General features: G+C 40.1%; 22 protein-coding genes. 14 read left to right on the forward strand and 8 right to left on the reverse strand.

What is annotated here, in order from left to right:
- Window positions 1-94 precede the first annotated feature (94 nt).
- The 4 genes from CYJ57_RS00955 to CYJ57_RS00970 are packed head-to-tail and all read left to right on the forward strand — an operon-like array spanning window position 95 to window position 3574.
- Window positions 95-1054, forward strand: a complete 960-nt coding sequence (locus CYJ57_RS00955) for an ABC transporter permease (RefSeq protein WP_101953703.1) — start codon at window positions 95-97, stop codon at window positions 1052-1054.
- Window positions 1051-1869, forward strand: coding sequence for an ABC transporter permease (locus CYJ57_RS00960; RefSeq protein WP_101953704.1), 819 nt, complete (start codon window positions 1051-1053; stop codon window positions 1867-1869). The genes CYJ57_RS00955 and CYJ57_RS00960 overlap by 4 nt, the downstream gene beginning before the upstream one ends.
- A gap of 13 nt (window positions 1870-1882) precedes the next feature.
- Entirely contained in the window at window positions 1883-2788 is a 906-nt protein-coding gene (locus CYJ57_RS00965) for an ABC transporter ATP-binding protein (RefSeq protein ID WP_101953705.1), read from the forward strand.
- A 9-nt stretch (window positions 2789-2797) separates the two neighbouring features.
- On the forward strand, window positions 2798-3574 hold the full coding sequence (locus tag CYJ57_RS00970; protein ID WP_101953706.1) for an ABC transporter ATP-binding protein: 777 nt from the start codon (window positions 2798-2800) through the stop codon (window positions 3572-3574).
- A 60-nt stretch (window positions 3575-3634) separates the two neighbouring features.
- On the opposite strand, the gene CYJ57_RS00975 is transcribed toward CYJ57_RS00970, so the two are convergent.
- From CYJ57_RS00975 to CYJ57_RS01005, 7 genes are all read right to left on the reverse strand, one after another.
- Window positions 3635-3922, reverse strand: a complete 288-nt coding sequence (locus tag CYJ57_RS00975; protein ID WP_101953707.1) for a hypothetical protein — start codon at window positions 3920-3922, stop codon at window positions 3635-3637.
- A 93-nt stretch (window positions 3923-4015) separates the two neighbouring features.
- Entirely contained in the window at window positions 4016-4705 is a 690-nt protein-coding gene (locus CYJ57_RS00980; RefSeq protein ID WP_101953708.1) for an MgtC/SapB family protein, read from the reverse strand.
- A gap of 183 nt (window positions 4706-4888) precedes the next feature.
- A complete protein-coding gene (locus CYJ57_RS00985; RefSeq protein WP_101953709.1) occupies window positions 4889-6463 on the reverse strand; it encodes an ABC transporter substrate-binding protein in 1575 nt (524 codons plus the stop codon).
- A gap of 21 nt (window positions 6464-6484) precedes the next feature.
- Complete coding sequence (locus tag CYJ57_RS00990; protein WP_101953710.1) at window positions 6485-7381, reverse strand: ABC transporter ATP-binding protein; 897 nt, start codon at window positions 7379-7381, stop codon at window positions 6485-6487.
- Window positions 7382-7390: 9 nt separating this feature from the next.
- On the reverse strand, window positions 7391-8176 hold the full coding sequence (locus CYJ57_RS00995; protein ID WP_101953711.1) for an ABC transporter ATP-binding protein: 786 nt from the start codon (window positions 8174-8176) through the stop codon (window positions 7391-7393).
- Window positions 8177-9025, reverse strand: coding sequence for an ABC transporter permease (locus CYJ57_RS01000; RefSeq protein WP_101953712.1), 849 nt, complete (start codon window positions 9023-9025; stop codon window positions 8177-8179).
- On the reverse strand, window positions 9022-9987 hold the full coding sequence (locus CYJ57_RS01005) for an ABC transporter permease (RefSeq protein ID WP_101953713.1): 966 nt from the start codon (window positions 9985-9987) through the stop codon (window positions 9022-9024). Before CYJ57_RS01005 ends, CYJ57_RS01000 begins: the two co-directional genes overlap by 4 nt.
- A 224-nt stretch (window positions 9988-10211) precedes the next feature.
- Between CYJ57_RS01005 and CYJ57_RS01010 the strand changes: the two genes are divergently transcribed.
- Window positions 10212-11180, forward strand: a complete 969-nt coding sequence (locus tag CYJ57_RS01010; protein ID WP_101953714.1) for a sulfurtransferase — start codon at window positions 10212-10214, stop codon at window positions 11178-11180.
- Between the two features lie 23 nt (window positions 11181-11203).
- Complete coding sequence (locus CYJ57_RS01015; protein WP_101953715.1) at window positions 11204-12088, forward strand: sulfurtransferase; 885 nt, start codon at window positions 11204-11206, stop codon at window positions 12086-12088.
- Window positions 12089-12133: 45 nt separating this feature from the next.
- Here the strand turns inward: CYJ57_RS01015 and CYJ57_RS01020 are convergent, their stop codons facing one another.
- A complete protein-coding gene (locus CYJ57_RS01020) occupies window positions 12134-13039 on the reverse strand; it encodes a hypothetical protein (RefSeq protein WP_101953716.1) in 906 nt (301 codons plus the stop codon).
- 139 nt (window positions 13040-13178) lie between these two features.
- Between CYJ57_RS01020 and CYJ57_RS01025 the strand changes: the two genes are divergently transcribed.
- The 8 genes from CYJ57_RS01025 (at window position 13179) to CYJ57_RS01060 (ending at window position 20764) form a co-directional block, all read left to right on the forward strand.
- The gene (locus tag CYJ57_RS01025; RefSeq protein WP_101953717.1) at window positions 13179-13676 is read left to right on the forward strand and encodes a PTS sugar transporter subunit IIA; all 498 of its coding nucleotides are present in this window, start codon (window positions 13179-13181) and stop codon (window positions 13674-13676) included.
- Between the two features lie 120 nt (window positions 13677-13796).
- On the forward strand, window positions 13797-14150 hold the full coding sequence (locus CYJ57_RS01030; protein WP_006701668.1) for a hypothetical protein: 354 nt from the start codon (window positions 13797-13799) through the stop codon (window positions 14148-14150).
- Window positions 14151-14220: 70 nt separating this feature from the next.
- Window positions 14221-14727 (forward strand): tRNA adenosine(34) deaminase TadA, encoded by a 507-nt coding sequence (gene tadA, locus CYJ57_RS01035; RefSeq protein ID WP_101953718.1) that lies wholly within the window; start codon window positions 14221-14223, stop codon window positions 14725-14727.
- Window positions 14728-14921: 194 nt separating this feature from the next.
- On the forward strand, window positions 14922-16163 hold the full coding sequence (locus CYJ57_RS01040; RefSeq protein ID WP_101953719.1) for an ABC transporter substrate-binding protein: 1242 nt from the start codon (window positions 14922-14924) through the stop codon (window positions 16161-16163).
- A gap of 78 nt (window positions 16164-16241) precedes the next feature.
- Entirely contained in the window at window positions 16242-17108 is an 867-nt protein-coding gene (locus CYJ57_RS01045; protein WP_006701671.1) for a carbohydrate ABC transporter permease, read from the forward strand.
- Window position 17109: 1 nt separating this feature from the next.
- The gene (locus tag CYJ57_RS01050; protein WP_101953720.1) at window positions 17110-17949 is read left to right on the forward strand and encodes a carbohydrate ABC transporter permease; all 840 of its coding nucleotides are present in this window, start codon (window positions 17110-17112) and stop codon (window positions 17947-17949) included.
- A 449-nt stretch (window positions 17950-18398) separates the two neighbouring features.
- Window positions 18399-19070, forward strand: a complete 672-nt coding sequence (locus CYJ57_RS01055; protein WP_101953721.1) for a cobalamin B12-binding domain-containing protein — start codon at window positions 18399-18401, stop codon at window positions 19068-19070.
- A complete protein-coding gene (locus CYJ57_RS01060) occupies window positions 19067-20764 on the forward strand; it encodes an ASKHA domain-containing protein (protein ID WP_101953722.1) in 1698 nt (565 codons plus the stop codon). Before CYJ57_RS01055 ends, CYJ57_RS01060 begins: the two co-directional genes overlap by 4 nt.
- Window positions 20765-20768: the final 4 nt, after the last annotated feature.

Genomic DNA, 20768 nt, shown 5'->3' on the forward strand with positions numbered 1-20768 from the left:
CTTTACAAACAATTATACCCCGAAAGGGGTAACAAGTTTAAAGTCTTAAAAATCATTCATTTAAGACTACATTTATTATACGAGGAGGATTATTATGTTGAAATACCTCTTTCGGAGAATTATAAGCGTTATCCCGGTAATTCTCATTGTAACATTCTTAATTTTTTCAATTATGCATTCGATACCTGGAGGACCAGCTTCATCAATTTTAGGGCTTGAAGCAACACCAGAAGAGGTCGCTCGTCTAAATGCTCAGCTTGGCTTGGATCAACCATTCTTGAAGCAATATCTAGATTGGTTATTTAAAGCATTTAAAGGTGATTTAGGAGAGTCATACTTTATGGGGGGGCCTGTAAAGGATATTCTGGTTGATTATATTAGGGCAACCGTTTCATTAGCGCTTGTTGCCGGACTTATCTCAGCGATTGTAGGAATGACCTTTGCTATTATAAGTATTTTTTATCGTAATACCGTAATTGATAAACTCATAGTTACGATTAATTTGATTGGGCAAGGTGTTCCTAGCTTTGTAATCTCATTAATTAATCTGATTATCTTTGCAGTTATGCTCAAAGTGCTCCCAGTATCAGGATATCGTCCTTTATCGATGGGGTGGTCAGAGCATTTGAAATATTTAATTCTACCAGCTATGTCTATTAGCATTGGACAGGCTGCCTATATCGCTAGGATGTCTCGTGCAGCAATGATACGGATTTTGGATCAGCCGTTTATCTTAAGTGCAACTTTAAAAGGAGTTTCGAAGTGGCATTTATTTTACCATCATATTTTGCGAAATTCATTAGTGCCGATTATTACTGCTATTGGACAGAGTCTCGGAAGTCTATTAGCTGGGTCAATTATCGTTGAAACCATCTTTGGCATTCCAGGATTAGGGCAACTATTAATTAATAGTATCTCTAGACGTGATTATGCAGTCATCCAAGCGGTGATACTAGTAATTAGCGTAACGTATATTTTAATTAATTTGTTGGTAGATATCAGTTATGCTCTAATAGACCCACGAATTCGTTATGAAGGAAGTGATCAATCATGAAGCAATCATCTAAGAGCAAAATGTTAATTATCATTGGTTTAGTAATGATTGGTTTTATGGTAATGATGAGTTTTATCGCTCCAATTTTCTATCAGGTTGATCCGAACCAGATGACAGTGGCGGGAAGGTTATCTCAACCTTTCGGCACCTACATTTTTGGTACCGATGAATTTGGAAGAGATTTGTTAGCCCGTTTGATGACGGGAGGTAAAATCTCGTTAGCGATTGGTTTTGTTACAACACTTGCCTCTTTTGTGATAGGTTCTATATTGGGTATGTATGGTGCTTGGTATCCAAAAGTTGGGAATATTCTAATGCGATTCATAGATGGTTTAATGGCAATCCCAGGTATCCTACTAGCAATTGCTTTAACAAGTGTTTTTGGTGGTTCCATTCAAAATATTATGATTTCTTTGACGATAATTTCTATTCCAATCATGACTCGAATTGCACGAGCCAGTACGATACAAGTAATGAATGAACCTTATATCGTCGGAATGAAAATCATAGGAGCTTCTACAAGCCGAATTTTGTGGCGGCATATTTACCCGAATGTGGTCCCAAGCTTATTAGTACAAAGCAGCTTTGTATTTGCAAATGCGATTTTAAGTGAAGCATCATTGAGTTACTTAGGAGCAGGAATTGCGCCTCCAACTGCGTCTTGGGGGAACATGATTCAAGGTGGGAAAAATGTTATTTTTCAAGCGTGGTGGATTGTGCTATTGCCGGCACTCGCTGTTTTAATCTCTGTACTGGGATTTAATATTTTTGGTGAAGGCATGCGACTTAAGTTAGAACGCAAGCAAAGTGATTAGGTGGTGAGTCATTATGAACGAAATTGAGCTAAAAAATATGTCAATTGCGTTGAAATCAGGGAAAACATTGGTCAATAATATTAACTTGAAAATTGAACCGGGTCATATTATCGGTTTGGTCGGAGAGAGTGGGAGCGGGAAGAGTCTAACCGGTAAATCCTTAGCTCGACTAAATGATGAACAGCTGTTTACTTATTCAGGGGAGATTTTATTTAATCAAGAAAACATTCTTGATTATTCAAATCAAAAATTAAGAAATTATTATCGTCACAATGTTTCAATGATTTTCCAAGATCCAATGAACTCATTGAATCCTCTTAGTACGATTCGAAAACAAATATATGAAAGCATTAGGATGAATCGTTCTGCGAACCGAGTCGAATTAAAACATCAGTCAGAAGAATTATTACTTCAATCTGGATTTAGAGCAGATCAAGTGGATCAAGTATTGGGTGCATACCCTCATGAACTATCCGGTGGAATGCAACAACGCGTCATGATTGCGCTAGCCATTGCAAAAAATCCGTCGCTCTTAATTGCAGATGAACCTACAACTGCACTTGATGTGACGATTCAAGCGAATATTATTAGGTTATTACAGTCATTAAATAAAAAATTTGATTTAAGTATTTTATTTATTACGCATGATCTTTCAGTTGCTCAAAAATTATGTGATCATATTGCAGTGATGAGGCAGGGTGAGATAGTAGAGTATGCGCCAACAGAGCACCTTTTTACGAGCCCCATGCATCCTTATACGATCAATTTATTTGAATCGATTCCAGGTCTTACCGAATCACAGCGGGAAAGTTTGCAAAAAAGAAAAGAAATAGCTGAAAAATATCGAAGAGAATCGATTGAAAAATCAGTAGGTGTTGTGATAGAAGTATCAGAAAACCATTGGTTTAAGCAAGGGTAGGTGAAGGATATGAATCAAAAAATTGTGACGGCACATCAATTAAATAAGACTTTTTTGAATCGTAAGACAGGAAAAGAAACAAAAGCACTGGATAATATTACGATGGAATGGTTAGCAAATGAAACATTGGGTCTTGTTGGAGAATCCGGTTCGGGCAAGTCTACTTTAGCCAATGCAATTATTGGGATGCTTCCTATAGATTCGGGGACATTAACATACTATGATAATGATCACCGAACTGTAGAACGGAATTTAGATTTGCGTCCACCTATTCAATTGGTATTTCAAAATCCCATCTCATCGTTGAATCCTAGATTAACTGTCCAACAAATACTTGATGAAACACTGATAATTCAGACGGATCTCCGTAAAGCAGAGCGATTAAAAAAGATTGAGATGATTTTACCTCAAGTTGGTCTCCCAGTGGATGCTATGAAAAAATATCCTGGAGAATTTTCAGGTGGACAAGCACAACGTGTTGCGATTGCACGGGCATTGATAGTAGAGCCCCGAGCAATTGTGTTGGATGAAGCAGTTTCTGCTCTAGATGTGACAATTCAAAAGCAAATTTTGGAATTATTAGATCGTATCCAACAAGAGACAGGCGTGAGTTATTTATTTATTAGTCATGACCTGAGAGTTGTTCGAGAAGTGTGCCATCGAACGATTGTAATGCAAAAAGGTCAAATAATAGAAATGAATAATACAGAAGCTTTATTTGACGACCCACAGCATGACTATACAAAACAATTAATACAGTCTATCCCACAACTCGAATATCTGTAAATATGGCTCAACGAAACATTTGATTCGTTGAGTTTTTCTAATAATTTTCTATAAAAATTGTCACCGCACCCGTTTACTATGCGTCATCCCTCGCAACAAAAAGTAAGTTGGGTTCCCACGATAATCGGCTAATGAGCCAAGTTGTTGCTGGCAATTCGGACAGAGCAGGGCGTTTGCAAGAGTTGTCAGGTCGAATTCAGCTTCAATAATTCGTGGGACTTGCAGTTTAATTAGATTGCCACGTCCCCCTTTTTGATACAAGGCGATGGCTTGTTTGCAGTGTTGGCAGGAAACAAGGAGTGGGTAAGTATTTTTGATTTTTCGGTAATAAGGGTTTGAGTATTTCATAGGGTTCAACTCCTTCAAAATATTATGAATGCGATAAGAAAGTAGATGATTAATATAAAAAAGCTAGGACAATATCCTAGCTGAATCGCTAAATTAGACAAAGGTGACACTCTTAACGTTGGCCACTTCATCCCAAATCGTGCGTGTGATGGCTTCGACATCAATCTTACGTCGATCTCCAGTCATCTTAAATTGATAGTGATAACTGCCGCTATTTGTTGAGATGATAATATCTTTGACTTTCAAATGATTGCGGTCGATAATATCGTGCAAATCTTTCAACTTCGAACGTGGTTCATTAAAGTAAATATCTAAGACATAGGAACGATCGGTAAGCATCAGATTGATCGCAATTAAAATAAATAACATTACAATTGTACTTGATATCACAATGGTAAAGTATCCAAGACCTGCTCCAATCCCTAAGGCTGCACTACCCCAAAGGGTTGCTGCTGTAGTTAGCCCCGTTACGGTCGCATTGCGATTGATAATAATGGTTCCCGCGCCAAGAAAGCCAATGCCACTAACAATTTGAGCAATTAAGCGGGACGGATCTGAACTGATGATACCAGATAGGTCTGGATAAGCGCGATTAAATTCAATCACACTTTCAGTTAATTCGAGCTGAATTAATGTAATCATGCAGGCACTAACAGCGACAATCAGGTGTGTCCGAAGTCCAGCGGAACGGCCACTGCGCTCACGGTCAAAACCAATTAAGCTAACGCATAAAACAGTCACGAGTAAGCGAAGAAAAACATCTTGCGGATTAAGTGTGCTCATAGAATCAAGAACTCCTTTATAATCTACTGAGAGTTAATTATACCAAATATCACGCTTAATGGACATACACTAAAGCGGTCTTAGAACAATGCAAAACCCTCTCTTCGGTTTGATTCCGTTGAGAGGGTTTATCTTTTGTCAAGCTCATACTTCGCCTGAAGTATGCAGAATTTAAATCAGGACTTATTCATTGGTATTATCCAACCACACATTGGTAAATTCAATTTCACCGTTAATTTTACGGCTGTCTTGATCTGCCATTGGGTGTCCTTTCACATAAGCTTTAGTAACTAATTTTGCACCCCAGTTCCAAGTTGGAATGGTTGGTAATTCTTCAGCTAAGAGTGCTTGGATTTCACGGTAGATTTCAGCGCGTTTTTCTGGATCGACTTCACGATTTCCTTCTTCAAGTAATGCATCCATCGTTTCAGAACTATAAATGCCGTAGTTCATTGCTTGGCCGGTTCCGTATTTATAAGCTAAAGCAGAGATGTCCGGTCCAATGTATCCTTGGTGCATTGTTAATTCGAAGTCTTGTTGTTCTAAGACTTTTTCGTCATATGAACCATCATCCATTGAGTTGTGGTTTAACTTAATGCCAACCTCTTCGAGTTGTTGCGCTAAGATTGGAACAAAGTTATCCCATCCTGGATAGGTATCGATGGTTGTTTCAAAGTAGTAGCCATCTTCATTTAATTCATAGCCAGCTTCTTCAATGAGTTCGCGTGCACGTTCAACGTCACGTTCTGGAACTTTCGCGTCTTCATTTAATGCCCAAGCATATTGGTAAGGAATATAGTATTCTGCAATGGATCCATTACCACGGTAGTTTTTCTCTAACATATCTTGACGATCAATCGCGTAAAGTACGGCTTCACGTAATTTTTTATCGGTGAAAATTCCGTCTTTCATATTGAAGACGATGTTCCCCATATTCGGGAAGGAGATATCGGTCACAACGTAATCTTCATTTTCTTCCATCGTTGGAATTTCATCTGCCGGTACACCGTTACGGTTTTCATCGGTTTCGCCATTTAAGAAAGCTTGGTAAGCTACATCGCCATCCGGGATAAAGCGAACCACGACTTCATCTAAGTAAGGTCCTTCTTTGAAGTATTCTTCGTTCTTTTCAAGGACTAGGTAGTCTCCGGGAATATGCTCTTTGAATTTGAATGGACCTGTACCGATCGGATGTTGATTGGCTTCGTTATCTAACCAATCTGTTCCTTCATAAATATGTTTTGGCATAATTTGCGTTCCGTGCCATGCGATAGCGCTTAAAATGCCTGCATTCGGTTCAGATAGTTTGAAGTTAACGGTGTTTTCATCGATCACTTCGACTTCTTCAATGTCAGCTAATGAACTTGCTGCAAATCCTTCTTCACTTAAGATTTGATCAAACGTCCATTTAACGTCTTCAGCAGAGAAAGGCTCGCCATCGTGCCATTTAACGTCGGGTGTTAAGTGGAATGTTAAGTTTAAGCCATCTTCTGAAAATTCATAACTCTCTGCAATATCTGGAACGATTTCGCTGTAGCCGTTAATTTTCAAGAGTTTATTCATGACGTTTTCGATGACAACTTTAGCTGCGTTGTTTGGGGCAGCATTAGGATTATATGTCTCAGGTTCAGCAGCGGTTGATACGACGAGCGTTCCACCTTCTACTGGGTCTTGAGCTTGCACTGAGCCCATTGCCATCGTATTGATTAAAGGGAACACACATAAGAGTGTTACGATGAGTTTTTTAATCTTTTTCATAGTAATTCCTTTCTAATAAATCTATTCGACAGAACAATTTAAGTAATGATTCGGACTAATCTCAATCATTTCCGTACTTTCGTGTTGACCATAGTCCTGGTTGAAAGCATGGATCATGCGATCTAAGGCTTCATTTGTCACCTCCTTGCCATGGGCATTTGAGATTAGCACTTGGGTATACGGGTGGCGTGCTTCTGTTAATAATTGATGCGCAGGAATATCTTCGATAATTTGGCCGTGATACATAATAAATAAGCGGTCCACGATATTACGTAAGCTTAAAATATCGTGGCTTACGATAATCATGGTATTTTGTTGAGTTTGATGTGCATCTAGCAACGTTTCTAAGACACTGGCGCGAATGGAAACATCCAGCATCGATACCGGCTCATCGGCTACGATAATATCGGGACGAATGAGTAAGCTACGTAAAATAGAAATTCGCTGTAACTGTCCACCAGACAATTCATGCGGATAGCGTAATAAGTAATGATCCGTCGGAGTGAAACCTGCATCAGCCAAGGCTTGGTCAATGATCGCTAAACGCTCTTTGTTCGAGTTCCCAATTTGGTGAATCCGCAAAGGCTGCATTAAAATTTCCTGAATGGTCTGACGCCGATCAAAGACTTCGTAAGGGTTTTGATAGATCATTTGGATTTTGCGGCGAAAGGCTTTGCGATGTTTCAGCCAATCAGAAAGTGATTTTTGATCAATTTCAATCGCGCCGTCATCTGCTTGATCTAAGGCGACTAGCAAGTTTAACAGGGTTGTCTTGCCGCTGCCAGACTCCCCGATAATGCCTACTTTTTGTTGCGGATGGATGGAAAAATTTAACTGATCGACTGCTTTAATTTGATGATGATGAATCTTATCGGTAAAGATTTTCGTTAAATTAGTTACTTGAATAATCGGTTGCATCGAATCCTCCTACTGAATCAGTCGTTGGTAATCGGCCACAAGTTGCTGTGCATAGGGGTGGGTAGGGTTATGAAAGACTTGTTCAACAGGTCCTGCTTCAACCAATCGCCCATCTTTTAGAATAAATACTTCTTCACAAATTTGCCGAACAACGGATAAATCGTGAGTAATGATCAACTTTGTATTGTCGTAATCTAGTTGAAGTTTTTTGAGTTCATCGAGGATACGATTTTGGGTGATTGCATCGAGAGCAGTGGTCGCTTCATCGAGAATCATCAGTTGTGGCTCGAATAATAAGCTCATTGCAATCGAGACGCGTTGCTTCATCCCGCCAGAGAGTTCGTGTGGATAATGTTTCCTTACAATTGGATCGAGATGGAGTAAGGTAAATAAGTCAATAATTCGTTGATCGATAGTATCCTTTGGCGTATGTGGCCGGTGCGTTAAGTAAATATCGCGTAATTGTTGTTCGATGCGATGTACCGGGCTTAAAATGTTCATTGAATTTTGGAAGACGACAGAAATTTCTTCCCAGCGAATCCGATTCAAAGTTTCGGGTTCCATCGATAATAAATCCACCGAATTAAAAAGTACACTGCCACTCACACGGGTTTGTTTAGGGTTTAATAATCGGAGAACGGCGTTCATCAATGTTGTTTTTCCGCTACCAGATTCGCCAATAATGCCGTAAGTGGTATTTTTATCTAAAGTCAGTGAGACATCGTGAATGACTTGATTCTCACCTTGAGCCTGAAGATAGGAGACATTCAAATTTTGAATTTGCAGTAAACTCATTTATAACTCCTCCTGTCTCAGTGGATTAGATATTTGATTGAAGCCTTCGGCAATTAAGTGAAAAGCGTAGACGGTAATAACTAAGAACAATCCACCAAACAGAGCTACCCACCAAGCTCGGGTTAAGTAGGATTTACCATTATAGACAATTCGTCCCCAACTAGGTTGTAAAGGGTCACCCAACCCTAAGAAAGAAAGGGCTGATTCGTAGAGAATCGCACCGGATACCGAGCTAGCGGCACTAGTAATAATTGGATAGATACCATTGGGTACGATATGACGGGTAATAATTCGCCAATCAGATTCACCCAAGGTAATCAAACTTTTAATAAAGGTGCGTTCTTTAAGGGCAATCACTTGCGAGCGCATCATGCGAGCAGCGCCCGTCCAACTCGTCAGCGCAATTACTAAAATAATATTTAGAATACTAGAGCCATACAAGGCTACAACAATAATGATAAGGAAGAAAGTTGGGACCATCATAAATACGTTGATGACTTCCGCGATAAGTCGGTCAAACCATCCGCCGTAATATCCAGCAATGGCTCCGATAATAATTCCTAATAGATTCGAGATTAAGGCAGCAATTAATCCAATGGATAAAGAGGTCCGAGTGCCTAAGATGACCATGCTGAATAGGTCACGTCCTAATGCATCCGTTCCGAATAAATAAGTCCTAGAAGGGGGTGCGAGTAAGTCATCATTCAAAAAGGTCGGATCATGTGTAGCAATAACATCGGCAAAAATTGCAATCAAAACTAAAATCAGCAAGAAAAAAAGTCCTACTTTGAGCTCGGTTGATTGATTGATTTGCTGCTTTATACGTGTCCATTTTTTCAGTTGAATCACCTCATTCTAATTCTTGGGTCAACCATCGCCTGCACGATATCAATTAAAATCATAAAAATAATTACTGAAATTGAGATAATTAAATAAATCCCATTCAATACCATATAATCTCGAACATTGATTGAATCGATGATTAATCGCCCCATGCCGGGCCAACCGAAGATAATTTCAATCAGTGAGACCCCACTGAGTGTAAAAGCCAATGACGACCCGAAAAGAACAATGACTGGTGAGGCGGCATTTTTTAAGACATAACGATTAAAGATATGATTGTCTTGCATGCCAGCGGCTCGGAAGAGCTGAATATAGTCATCTCCAATCACATTCAAAATCGAAGTACGTACGACACGAAAATAGATTGGAACTTGAATAATAACAATTGTTAGGACTGGCAGTACCATATGGTAACCAATATCCAAGGCGCGTCGCATTCCAGTATAGCGCATCCGGACATTTTGCATCCCAGAGGTTGGGAACCATCCTAAGAGAGAGGCGAAAATAATAATTAAGACCATCCCAAGCCAGTAGCTCGGAATTGCATCAATAAAGTAAGAAATATTGATTAAGGTCCGATCAAGTGTCCGGTTGTCTTTGCGAACGGAATAAATCCCCAGCGCCGTGCCGATCAATGCAGACAAAATAGTCGATGATAATGTTAAAATGAGTGTCGGTTTAAGGCGTGAGGATAGAATCGACCAGACACTCACGTTATTCTTATACGAAAAGCCTAAATCTCCACGTAATAAATTGCGTAAATAATGCCAAAATTGGATGTGGAGAGGATGATTTAAACCATACTCCATCCGAATCTTTTCAATCATTTGCTGGTTAGGATTTTCTCTTCCGGCAAGTAGTTTAATGGGATCCCCCGGAGCTAATCGAATTAAGAAAAAGGTCAGGACAAAAGTCAATATAATGGTAAAAAGTCCTAGAGCAAGACGCTTGAGAACGTATTTCTTCAACAGGTTTCCTCCTTTACCTAATACCTCGCTAGTTCGTGAATTCACAAACAGCCAATTTCATGTTACCATAGAGCTGTAAATTTTCACAAAGAAAGCGCTAAAATTAAAGTGAAATATTCATGAGCGTGAACTCATTTTGTGAAAAATATTGTAGTCAAGAAAAAAGCATATTGCCGCTAAAAACGGTATAATGATGCCGAGGATATTTAGAAGGGGGAGAATCGATGAACTTGTCACATGAAGAATTAATGAAGCAAAATTACAATCGATCACAACCTGGAGCTGATTCGAGGTTAATGGATTCGCAGCGGAAGGTGCATCCGAAGTTCTTTGTTGATGCAACATGGCTAGCCGAACATTTGGATGAGGTTGTCGTCGTCGAAGTCACTCGTGATGATGCAGCTTACCAGTTGGATCAAGTGCGAACTCGTAAGCATTATTTAGAAGGTCACATCCCTGGAGCGATTCATTTATCGACCGATGAATTAGGAGAATTCAAGGGGTACTTTCCTTCAGCGGAAGCGATGGCGAAAGTCTTCGAGCAAAAGGGGATTCGTTACGATACACCGGTCGTATTTTACTCTTTTTATGCGCGAGATATTATGTATATTGCGAGTCGAATGGCACTGGCGGCATATTATTTAGGAGTGGAATCCGTTTATTTATTAGACGGTGGTTGGCAGGCGTGGGAACGTGGTGATTATCCCATTGAAGTTGGGGAAGTTACCTTACCTCAAGTCGTATTCGGGCGCTCGGTGCCTAAGTATCCAGAATTATTAGTTCAGACGCCTGAAGAGGTTGTTCAACTTTGTCAGGCAGAACCTGAGGCAAAATTAGTCAGTGTTCGCAGTTGGAATGAGTATATTGGATCGAATCAGGGCCATGCTTGGAACAAAGGGGTTGGTGAAATAAAAGACGCTCTTTACGGTGGAGATGATTTTTTAACGAACGAACAAGGTTATGTAGCGAATCCTAAGGAATATCAGCCTTCGTGGGAGGCATGGGGAATCGAGCCAGAAGATAATTTGATTTTATATTGCGGTACGAGCTGGCGTGCATCGACGTGTTTCTTTATAATGAAAGAATTGGGATACCAACATTTACGACTGTATGATGGCAGTTGGTATCAATGGTACTTAGCGCATGAAGCAGATCCAGAGCGATTCCCAATTCAACAAGGGGATCCAAGATAAATAAGGTTTAGGAGGCATGTGGTATGGATGAAAAGAAGCGGTGGCAGAAAGAGAATGCGCGCCACTATATTACAAGTGAAAGGCTAGCTCAGCAGTTACATAATGGTCTTGAAATTCAAGTTGTAGAAGTATATGATCCAGTTCAACCCGGACCGAACGGACGTAGCCGAGCTGATTATTTGGCTGGGCATATTCCGGGTGCAAGCTTATTTGATTTTACACAATTTGGTCCTCGTCCAGAGTATTTGCCAAAAATTGAAGTTTTACAAGAAGTCTTTGAGCAACAAGGGATCCGTTACGATCAACCTGTTGTCTTCTATGGGAGTTCATCGGTTCCTGGAATGCATATGGCAGCCAAAACTGCGTTTGTTGCCTATCTTCTGGGTATGGACGAGATTTATATTTTAGATGGAGGGTACCAAGATTGGCTCGATGGGGGCTATGACGTTGAGTCGGATGAAGTTGCTGTGACGTCGGTGCCATGGGAGAATCCACCTGAAACCCGTCAAGTCGCTATCGTTCAAACACCTGAAGCATACCAAGCAATACGTCAAAAAGAGCCTGAACGATTAGCCGTAAGCTTCCGAAGTTTGAAAGAATATCAAGGACAAAGTGAGCAAGCAGCTGGGGAGATTAAAGGCGCTGTTTATGCGGGGGACGAGAGTTTATTTACCGAATCGTATCATATTCAACATCCGGAGAATTTTGAAGATCGTTGGCAAGAAGAGGGTATTCGCCCAGACCGTCCACTAGTTATTCACTGTGGATCAGGTTTCCGTGCTTCAACCGGCTTCTTCTTGTTGAAAGAGCTCGGTTATGAAGATGTGATTCTCTTTGATGGCAGTTGGGCAAAATACTACCCAGCACATCTCCATTCGCCAGACCAACACCCAATAAAAAATGGTTAATGAATGACAAAGTCCACTGTGGTGAGCAGTGGACTTTTTTATCGGTTAATAAGCAATAACGCCCACCCCAACGCCTAATTGGTCGAGATGTTGACTGGCAGCTTTTTGCAATGAGGTTTGTTGTGGCAGTGGTTGATCGATTGCTTCAACATAAGCGTCTCCGAAAATACGCTCGATACTCATATTTGGCCAGTTGGCTTGTGCAATAATCTCAAAGAGGCGCATAAAGGCAAGAATGTTGCTAGTTGGCGCCATAAATAGAGCATTATTTGGGTAGAGCAACCAAGAATAACAATAAAAATAATGGATGGTTAATTCGGGGAAATACCGAGCTTTAAATTCACGAGCAAGGTCGAATTCATGGCGAATCTGATTCGGATGGATACGGCTTCCTTCCATAATATGGACACTAATAATTGGGTCCTTTGGTAGTAAATAACTCGGAAAGTCTGAACGAAATACAGTATTATCTGGCAATGTTTCCGGCCTGAAATGGGTGAATTCAAATTGTAATTCGCCCAATTTAAAGATACGAAACTTAAAAATTTGCATTAACCACGGGAAATCAGCTGACGTAATACCTCTTGGATTCGATTGATTGAATCTTAAAAAGAGATCCGAAATGGTTTGGTGAAAAATATCGAGCGACAATTGTTTTTGTTGATAAACTTCTAAGACGTGTTCGAGCATAATGGCTAGCGTAATAAAATTGTCCCAATGATTATCAGTAGCAACATTTTCGCCTTTTAGTGCACGAAGTGCCAATGATTGGTAGCGTTGATGATTAAGTGAGTAATCGTGTATCATTGGTTGAATTAATGTGATATCAAATTGTTTAGATCTGGAGACGGACTGGTTATATTGAGTGAGGATTTCAGTGAGTCGATTTAGATTGGGAATATAATTTATAAAGTATGTTTCATAACTTGATGTAATGCATGGAACGAGCATAAGGAAACCTCCAATGATTGATAGTTTTATTATATCAAATATCAAAAATCATGCCGTATGATTATTCAATTGATAAGATTTTTGTTATAATAAAGAGCAAGGTTAACAAAGTTAAGTGAATTATATAAGGAGGCGTACGATGTTTAATTTTTTAAAAAAGAAAACAGAGCCAAAGAATAAAGTGGTTGACGTTTATGCTGTTGCACCAGGACAATTTGTTCCAATCGATCAAGTGGAAGACCCAGTATTTTCGAAGAAAATGATGGGCGATGGGTTTGCGATTCTGCCCGACTCAGCCGCAATTTATAGCCCAGTTACGGGTAAAGTAGTCAGTGTGTTCCCAACACAACATGCGTTAGGAATCGAATCAGACGGTCTAGATGTCTTGTTGCATATGGGGATTGATACGGTCGAATTGAATGGAGAACCGTTTGATATTTCTGTTCAAGAAAATCAATCGGTAACATCAAGTACACAAGTAGCCACGGTCGATTTAGCGGCTTTAGATAATGCAGGTAAGAATAACGCGATGATCGTTGTCTTTACCAATACAGATGCTGTAATTGATCATATTGAATGGTTAGCAGACGATCAAGTTGAAGCGAATGCTTTAGTGGCGAAGGTCCATTTGAAATAATCGTTATCTATTGAAAAGCGAGATAAAATTAGTGAGTTATGACAGAATGCTTCTGAGGTGACGCAAGATGTGTTATAATAAAGTTAGAAGTTAACGATATAATATAGAGGAGGATGTAAAATGAGTCAAAATAATTCAAACAAACTGTGGGTTTTAGCGGGCGCAGCATTAGTAGCAGGCGCAGCATTTTTAGTGTTAAATGATGATGCTCGTGAAGGTGCGAAAGCACTAGTCAATCGTGAACGTGCGAAATTATATGTTCGTAATCACTTAGGTGGTAGCGATGCGATTATAAGTGCAATCGATCATTTACCAGATCGTGAAGTTAATGCAATTTTAGCGATGGCAAATGGAGCTTCTAAAGGAGCAAATCGCGCTTATAATAAAGGGTCCGATGTATTCAATGCGATTGTAGATCGTGCTCGCGATTTAGGCGACGATGTGACAGATGCTGTCAACGACTGGATTAACTAATTAGAGAATTTTTAATTGAAGGCCTCGCTTTGTCGAGGTCTTTTTTTGTGAAAACAGCGGGAGGTGCAAAATGGAAAAGGAAGAAGCGTCGCTACAAGGAATTCACGAACGATGGATGCGACAAGCGTTGGAGGAAGCGGATAAGGCAGAGCAATTGAATGAAGTTCCGATTGGCGCCATTATTGTCAAAGACCAACAAATTATTGGTAGAGGATATAATGTCCGAGAAACACAACATCAAGCAACGGGACATGCGGAAATTCAAGCAATTGAAGATGCTAACCGCCACCAACAAGCATGGCGTTTAGAAGGCGCGACGATGTATGTCACGTTAGAACCTTGTCCAATGTGCGCCGGAGCCTTAATTAATTCCCGAATTCAGACAGTAGTGTATGGGGCCTCAGACCTGAAAGCGGGTTGTGCAGGGACCTTGATGAATTTATTGCAAGATGATCGCTTTAATCATCAAGTTGAAGTTATCTCCGGAGTTCTTGCAGAAGAATGCGGAGATAAATTAAGTTATTTTTTCAGAAAGTTACGTCTGCGAAAAGGGAAGAATATAAACAGAGCGGAGTAGATTGTTATCTTCTTGAGGGTCATATAATTGTCAGTGCTAGGGCATCGTGATATAATTCACTTATAATAATAAGTTAAAGGAGGGCGCCTATGGTTAGATGATTTGCAATAAACATAACTAGGAATGTTAATAGAATGGCGCCTTTTTGTGTTGGACGGCGTCAATCGTAGTTGATTGAAAAGAAGGAGAAACATATGAAAAAAATTATGAAATGCCTGGCCGCTTTAATGTTGTTATTTACCACCATAGTTCCTTTTGGAACAACGGCTCATGCCGAGGAAATGGTTGAAATTAATTTTATGATTCCAGATTGGGGTGCCCCTTCTGAAGAGCTGTTGAAAGAATTTGAAGAACAATCAGGCATTAAAGTCAATGTTTTACCGACAGCTTGGGATGATATTCGGGATAAATTAGCGATTGCTGCTGCAGGGAATACCGTCGCGGCAGATGTTTTTGAAGTAGACTGGTCTTGGGTCGGAGAATTTGTTAATGCGGGTTGGTTAGCACCAATTGAATTAGAAGATGCGGACGATTTCCCAGCATTATCACAATTTGCAGTAGATGAAACGGTATATGGAGTTCCTTACGCGAACGACTTCCGTATCGGTTATTACAATAAACGCATGTTCAATGAAGGGGAAGTAGACGAAGATGTTACTTCTTGGGATAAAGTTATCGAAACAGCGAAAACATTAAAAGAAGCTGGCGTGGTTGAATATCCAGTTTCAATTCCGATTGAAGCGGGTGAAAATACTACGACCACTTTCTTATGGTTAGCACTTTCTCGTAACGGTGTCGTCTTTAATGAGGATGGAACGTTGAATGCTGAAGCAGCCCTTGATGCACTGACAGTTTATGAGGAATTAATGATGAATGAATTAGTCGACCTTGGTAACGTTAACAGTTCAGGATATGATTCATTTATGCCAATCGTCAATGGTGACGCAGCCTTTGTAGTTGGTCCTTCCGGACTGCTTCAAATGGTTGAAGGCGAAGATTCTGCTGTAAAAGGTGAAATTGAGACGGCCCTATTGCCAGGTAAAGAAACAACCTCTCCTGTAACAGCTTCATTCCAAGAAGGTGTAGGAATTTCACCAAATACAGAACATCCTGACTCAGCCCTTGAATTCGTAAAATGGTATACTTCACCAGAAACTCAAGCTCGCTTATTTGATGAATTAGGTTCATTACCAACACGTATTAGTGTGCTCGAAAAAGTCGTTGAAGAAGGTAAAATCAACAATGCCGATGTAATGCTAGAGTTAGCGGGCATGATTGAATCAACTTTCCCACATGGTGTTCCTGCATACTATACTGAAATGAGTGCAGAAATTTATAACATCATTAATCAATTAGCAACCGGCAAATTAACTGCTGAAGAAGCAGCAGAGCAAATGGTTGAAAATGTTAATAAAGTGGTTGAAGCAAATAAATAAGGAAAAGCACAACAGACCAGTTATTTGCTGGTCTGTTTTTGTATCAAAATATGATGGAAAGAAAAGGGGTGAGAATTGATGGATAAGATTAAACGGGGCGCTTTATTTCTACCAGGGATATTGCTGATGGGAATATTAGTCCTTTATCCGATCATTAAAACTTTTTACTTGAGCTTATTAAATTATAAATTAACGCGACCGAATCAAACAAAATTTATCGGTCTGGAAAACTATATAAAAGTTATACAATCGCAAGATTTTATGAATGCGTTAATCAATACGCTATATATTTTGGTGATTGTCACAGTCGTAGTGTTAATTATCAGTATTGCGATAGGCATGTTGTTAAATATCAATTCATCAATGAGTTCTTTTCTAACAGCATGCGCCATTATTCCCTGGGCGCTACCCCCTTTAGTCAATGGGATTATTTGGCGATTTATGTTCCATCCAACTTATGGGCTAATTAACAAATTATTGTTAAATTTTGGTTTAATTGAAACGCCTGTTTTCTGGCTAACGGATCGGTGGCAGTTGTTGATGATTGTGTCATTTGTTATTGCTTGGCGTGTGATTCCGTTTTGTGCCATTATTGTATTAGAACGATTGCAGGCTATTCCATTCGATCTATATGAAGCAGCACAAGTTGATGGAGCCAATCGTTGGTATCAGATGACGGATATTACCCTCCCTTTTATTGCTCCTGCGATTAAAGTCGTTTTGTTACAAGCTTTATTAGCAGGGGTTATGGCATTTGATGAGATTATAGCACTCGCTGGCTATCGCTTTGAGACACAATCACTTCTCGTATATAATTACATGAATACATTTAGCTATCTAGACTTTGGTTATGGATCTGCGATTACTTATATCTCAATGCTCTTATCCGGGGTGTTTGGGTATTTCTACATTCGATCAATCAATATAGAAAATGCGGTGGATTAATATGAAGAAAAGAAGTAAGGGACTTTACACAATTGCGGTGATTTTATTTTTAATTTTTACCTTGGCGCCGATTGTTTGGAATTTTATTATGAGTTTAACGCCAAACAACGAATTGGTAAAATTCTCTACACAACTATTACCTACAACAATCTCGTTTGCGAATTACCAGAAGATATTAGATTCATCGACCAAGGCGCATCAAGTTGTTTTTAACGGATTGAAAAACTCAATCAAACTCGCTTTGTACACGACGTTGATGTGTGTTCCGTTAGCAACCTTAACAGCATATGGCTTTCGTCGATATCATTTCAAATGGAAGATTGGACTTTTTCGTTCATTATTGATCACAATGGTAATACCAGTCTTTGCTACCATTATTCCTATTTTTGAAATGTTTGCGCAATTTAAATTAATTAACAATTTATTTTGGGTAAGTTTGATTTGCGTCACCGCCTTTTATCCGCTCTCGACTTGGATGATGTATAACCATTTTCATAGTATTCCACAAGATTTATGGGATGCCTCGGCGATGGATGGCGCGAATGAATGGTACACGGCGTGGGAGATTATTTTACCTGCCTCAAGAAATGCAATTTTAGGTTGCGTATTGACGGTTATTTTGATGACGTGGAGTCAATTTCAAATTCCGATGATTCTATTGACGTCTCAATCTAATAAAGTAGTGACATTGATTTTATCGGAATTTATGACTCGTGACTCGGTAGACTACGGTATGATTGCTGCATCAGGATTATTTACAATTTTGCCGCCACATATTATTGCAATTATTTTCCGTCGAAGCTTAGTAAGTGGACTGTCATCAGGAAGTGTGAAAGGATAATGTGACTCGAATTATTTGAGAAAATATCATAATCTTTATGTGAATTTATTCATTAGTGTGAATGGATTGTTTAACTTAGAATTTAATGATAAAATAATCTTGAACTATGTTGCATAGATTGTTTTAGAGGAAGGAAGGGATTGCCAATGCGAAAGTGATTTAGCGTAATGGAACAAGTTTTGTTTATTGAAGAATCCCTTGTCAACATCTAAAACTGAATATTTCAACATGCCTTCAGATTAACGAGGATATCGTTTTTTATTAAACTTAGAAAACGCTTATGGACTGTTAATTGTACCAAGGGCTTGTTTGACTATGCAATATTTGCGTTATTTTTAAACTTTAATAGATGATTTAACGAAATATTGCCGTTCAATCCAATGGGGTTGATCGGTTTTTTGTGTTGTTGTGAAATATAAGTGGGTTCGTAGCAAACTTGAGGAGAAGACATGGAAGAACAGGATAAATTATTAAAAAGAATTTCAGACCTCGTATTAGATATGGATGAAGAGGGTATCGTTGATGCAGTCAGGGAGTATCTCGATGCAGGCTTTGATCCGGAAGTAGCTGTATTAGATGGTTTGGTTGATGGTATGAATCGCGCAGGGGAGTTATTTGCTGAAGAAGAGTACTATGTGACTGATTTACTATTTTGTGCGGATACGTTCGAATTGGGGATGGAAATCTTACAACCGATTTTAATGGAGCGAGTGGATACTCGAGCGGACTTACCGAAAGTGGTCATTGGAACTGTGGAAGGTGATACGCACGATATTGGGAAAAATTTATGTCATATTATGCTTGAAGCAGGAGGCTTTGAGGTAATTGACTTAGGTAAAGACGTTCCGCTCCAAAACTTTATTGATGAAGCTGTCGCACAAGACGCACATCTGATTGGGCTGTCAGCGTTAATGACAACGACGATGGGTGGGATGCGTCGGGTGATTGAGCTTCTAGAAGAACAAGGTTTGCGTCAGCAAATTAAAGTAATGATCGGAGGTAGTCCAGTCTCACAAGCTTTTTGTGATGAGATTGGCGCTGATGGTTATTCCGAAAATGCTTTTGAATGTGTGGAGTTAGCGAAGCGATTAACTCATCACACTGAAATAGAATCAAAATGATTATCAAAATAATTTTACCGGATGGGCGTCAATTGGATTACGATACAGAAAGTCGCGAATCGCTTTGGCAATGTCTGCGTCGACATGACGTATTAATTAGTGGAGACTGTGATGGGCGTGGGCGTTGTGGCCAATGTCGCGGAACAGTTTCAACTCAAGGACAGTCGCCTAAAGAGCGGCTCTTATGTCGTTATTATCCAACGCAATCGGTAGCAGTGACTAATTTTAAACTTGAGACACAACATACGATACTGACTGAAGGGACTTTGCCTCACTTTGAGTACCGACCCGCTATTACAAAGCGCATACTGACAGCGGGAGAGGCCCAACAAGCGTCAAAACAACTCGGTTTATCTATGGATGAACAAACCCACCAATGGACGGGAGTCTACGACCAAGGTGAGATATTCTCTATCGAACCGGGGGATACAACGGCGTGGCAATACGGTCTGGCAGTCGATATTGGGACCACAACGGTCGTCGTAACATTAGTGAACTTACTGACAGGCGAGCAGTTGGCGACAAAAAGCCAACTCAACCAACAAGGGCAATATGGCTCCGATGTTTTAACGCGAATAACGCATGTGATGGATTCAGGCTTATCAGGGTTAGATAACTTGCAAACCGCTGTTATCAATACAATTAAAGGATTGATTCAGGCGTTGCGAATTCAAACAGGGGTGAATTCACAATATATCTATCAGACGGTTATCGCGGGAAATCCAGTGATGTTGCACTTGTTACTTGGAATTAATCCAGAGCCGTTAGGCCGTTCGCCTTATCAGTTAGTCGTTAAGTCCAGTCAAATATTTCAAGTTCATCCTGAATGGGATTGGTCTATTAATTCACGGGCACGTATTATTACGTTGCCGATGATCTCAGCTTATGTTGGTGCAGATGTTGTCTGCGGAGCCTACGTAGCGGAGCTCGATCAACAAGATCAAGCTATTGTGATTGATATTGGGACGAATGGCGAGATGATTTTAGCCTCCAACCAACATCTTCTCAGCTGTTCGACCGCAGCGGGACCAGCGTTTGAAGGGATGAACATTACATCAGGAATGAAAGCCTCGAGTGGTGCGATTGAGGAAGTGCGTTTGACGCCTGAAGGGGCAGTCTTATCAGTGATTTCAAATACAGAGCCGATTGGACTCTGTGGTAGCGGTGTATTAGCAGCATTGCGTGAGGGGCTCCGATATCAATTGATTAATGAACGTGGACGAATTATCGATCCACAAAGTCTAGCACCGGATGATGATCGTCTTCAGTACATTGAAGTCGACGCAACAGGGAAACGTCGAATTCGTTTAGCTGAGGGGGTTTATTTATCGCAACAAGATATTCGCCAAGTCCAATTAGCGAAAGGTGCGATTATGGCCGGGATTGAACAATTGCTAGTTGAAGCTCAAACTACGGCAGAAGCTATCCAACACGTCTATATTGCCGGACAGTTTGGAGCACATATTGATGAGTCGAGCCTGATCGAAACAGGCATCTTACCTAAAGCTTTTAAAAATAAGTTGCACTACTTAGGGAACACATCTCATAGTGGAGCCTATATGGCACTGATGTCACTTGACGTCCGACAGGATTTAGAAGCATTAAGTCAGCGAATTGAGCCGCTCGAATTAAGTCTAATGGACGACTACCAGCGACGTTTTGTGCGCCACACGCTATTTGAGAAGCGGGGTTAAGCAG

This window comes from Falseniella ignava, assembly GCF_002847645.1.
Taxonomy (GTDB): Bacteria; Bacillota; Bacilli; order Lactobacillales; family Aerococcaceae; genus Falseniella; species Falseniella ignava.

Coding starts and splice junctions, on each gene's coding strand:
- CYJ57_RS01060 (WP_101953722.1), top strand. CDS start 19,067: ATGATTATCAAAATAATTTTACCGGATGGGCGTCAATTGGATTACGAT.
- CYJ57_RS00980 (WP_101953708.1), bottom strand. CDS start 4,705: ATGAGCACACTTAATCCGCAAGATGTTTTTCTTCGCTTACTCGTGACT.
- CYJ57_RS01045 (WP_006701671.1), top strand. CDS start 16,242: ATGGATAAGATTAAACGGGGCGCTTTATTTCTACCAGGGATATTGCTG.
- CYJ57_RS00970 (WP_101953706.1), top strand. CDS start 2,798: ATGAATCAAAAAATTGTGACGGCACATCAATTAAATAAGACTTTTTTG.
- CYJ57_RS00985 (WP_101953709.1), bottom strand. CDS start 6,463: ATGAAAAAGATTAAAAAACTCATCGTAACACTCTTATGTGTGTTCCCT.
- tadA (WP_101953718.1), top strand. CDS start 14,221: ATGGAAAAGGAAGAAGCGTCGCTACAAGGAATTCACGAACGATGGATG.
- CYJ57_RS01020 (WP_101953716.1), bottom strand. CDS start 13,039: ATGCTCGTTCCATGCATTACATCAAGTTATGAAACATACTTTATAAAT.
- CYJ57_RS01010 (WP_101953714.1), top strand. CDS start 10,212: ATGAACTTGTCACATGAAGAATTAATGAAGCAAAATTACAATCGATCA.
- CYJ57_RS00995 (WP_101953711.1), bottom strand. CDS start 8,176: ATGAGTTTACTGCAAATTCAAAATTTGAATGTCTCCTATCTTCAGGCT.
- CYJ57_RS01030 (WP_006701668.1), top strand. CDS start 13,797: ATGAGTCAAAATAATTCAAACAAACTGTGGGTTTTAGCGGGCGCAGCA.
- CYJ57_RS01050 (WP_101953720.1), top strand. CDS start 17,110: ATGAAGAAAAGAAGTAAGGGACTTTACACAATTGCGGTGATTTTATTT.
- CYJ57_RS00990 (WP_101953710.1), bottom strand. CDS start 7,381: ATGCAACCGATTATTCAAGTAACTAATTTAACGAAAATCTTTACCGAT.
- CYJ57_RS01025 (WP_101953717.1), top strand. CDS start 13,179: ATGTTTAATTTTTTAAAAAAGAAAACAGAGCCAAAGAATAAAGTGGTT.
- CYJ57_RS00975 (WP_101953707.1), bottom strand. CDS start 3,922: ATGAAATACTCAAACCCTTATTACCGAAAAATCAAAAATACTTACCCA.
- CYJ57_RS00965 (WP_101953705.1), top strand. CDS start 1,883: ATGAACGAAATTGAGCTAAAAAATATGTCAATTGCGTTGAAATCAGGG.
- CYJ57_RS01040 (WP_101953719.1), top strand. CDS start 14,922: ATGAAAAAAATTATGAAATGCCTGGCCGCTTTAATGTTGTTATTTACC.
- CYJ57_RS00960 (WP_101953704.1), top strand. CDS start 1,051: ATGAAGCAATCATCTAAGAGCAAAATGTTAATTATCATTGGTTTAGTA.
- CYJ57_RS01015 (WP_101953715.1), top strand. CDS start 11,204: ATGGATGAAAAGAAGCGGTGGCAGAAAGAGAATGCGCGCCACTATATT.
- CYJ57_RS00955 (WP_101953703.1), top strand. CDS start 95: ATGTTGAAATACCTCTTTCGGAGAATTATAAGCGTTATCCCGGTAATT.
- CYJ57_RS01055 (WP_101953721.1), top strand. CDS start 18,399: ATGGAAGAACAGGATAAATTATTAAAAAGAATTTCAGACCTCGTATTA.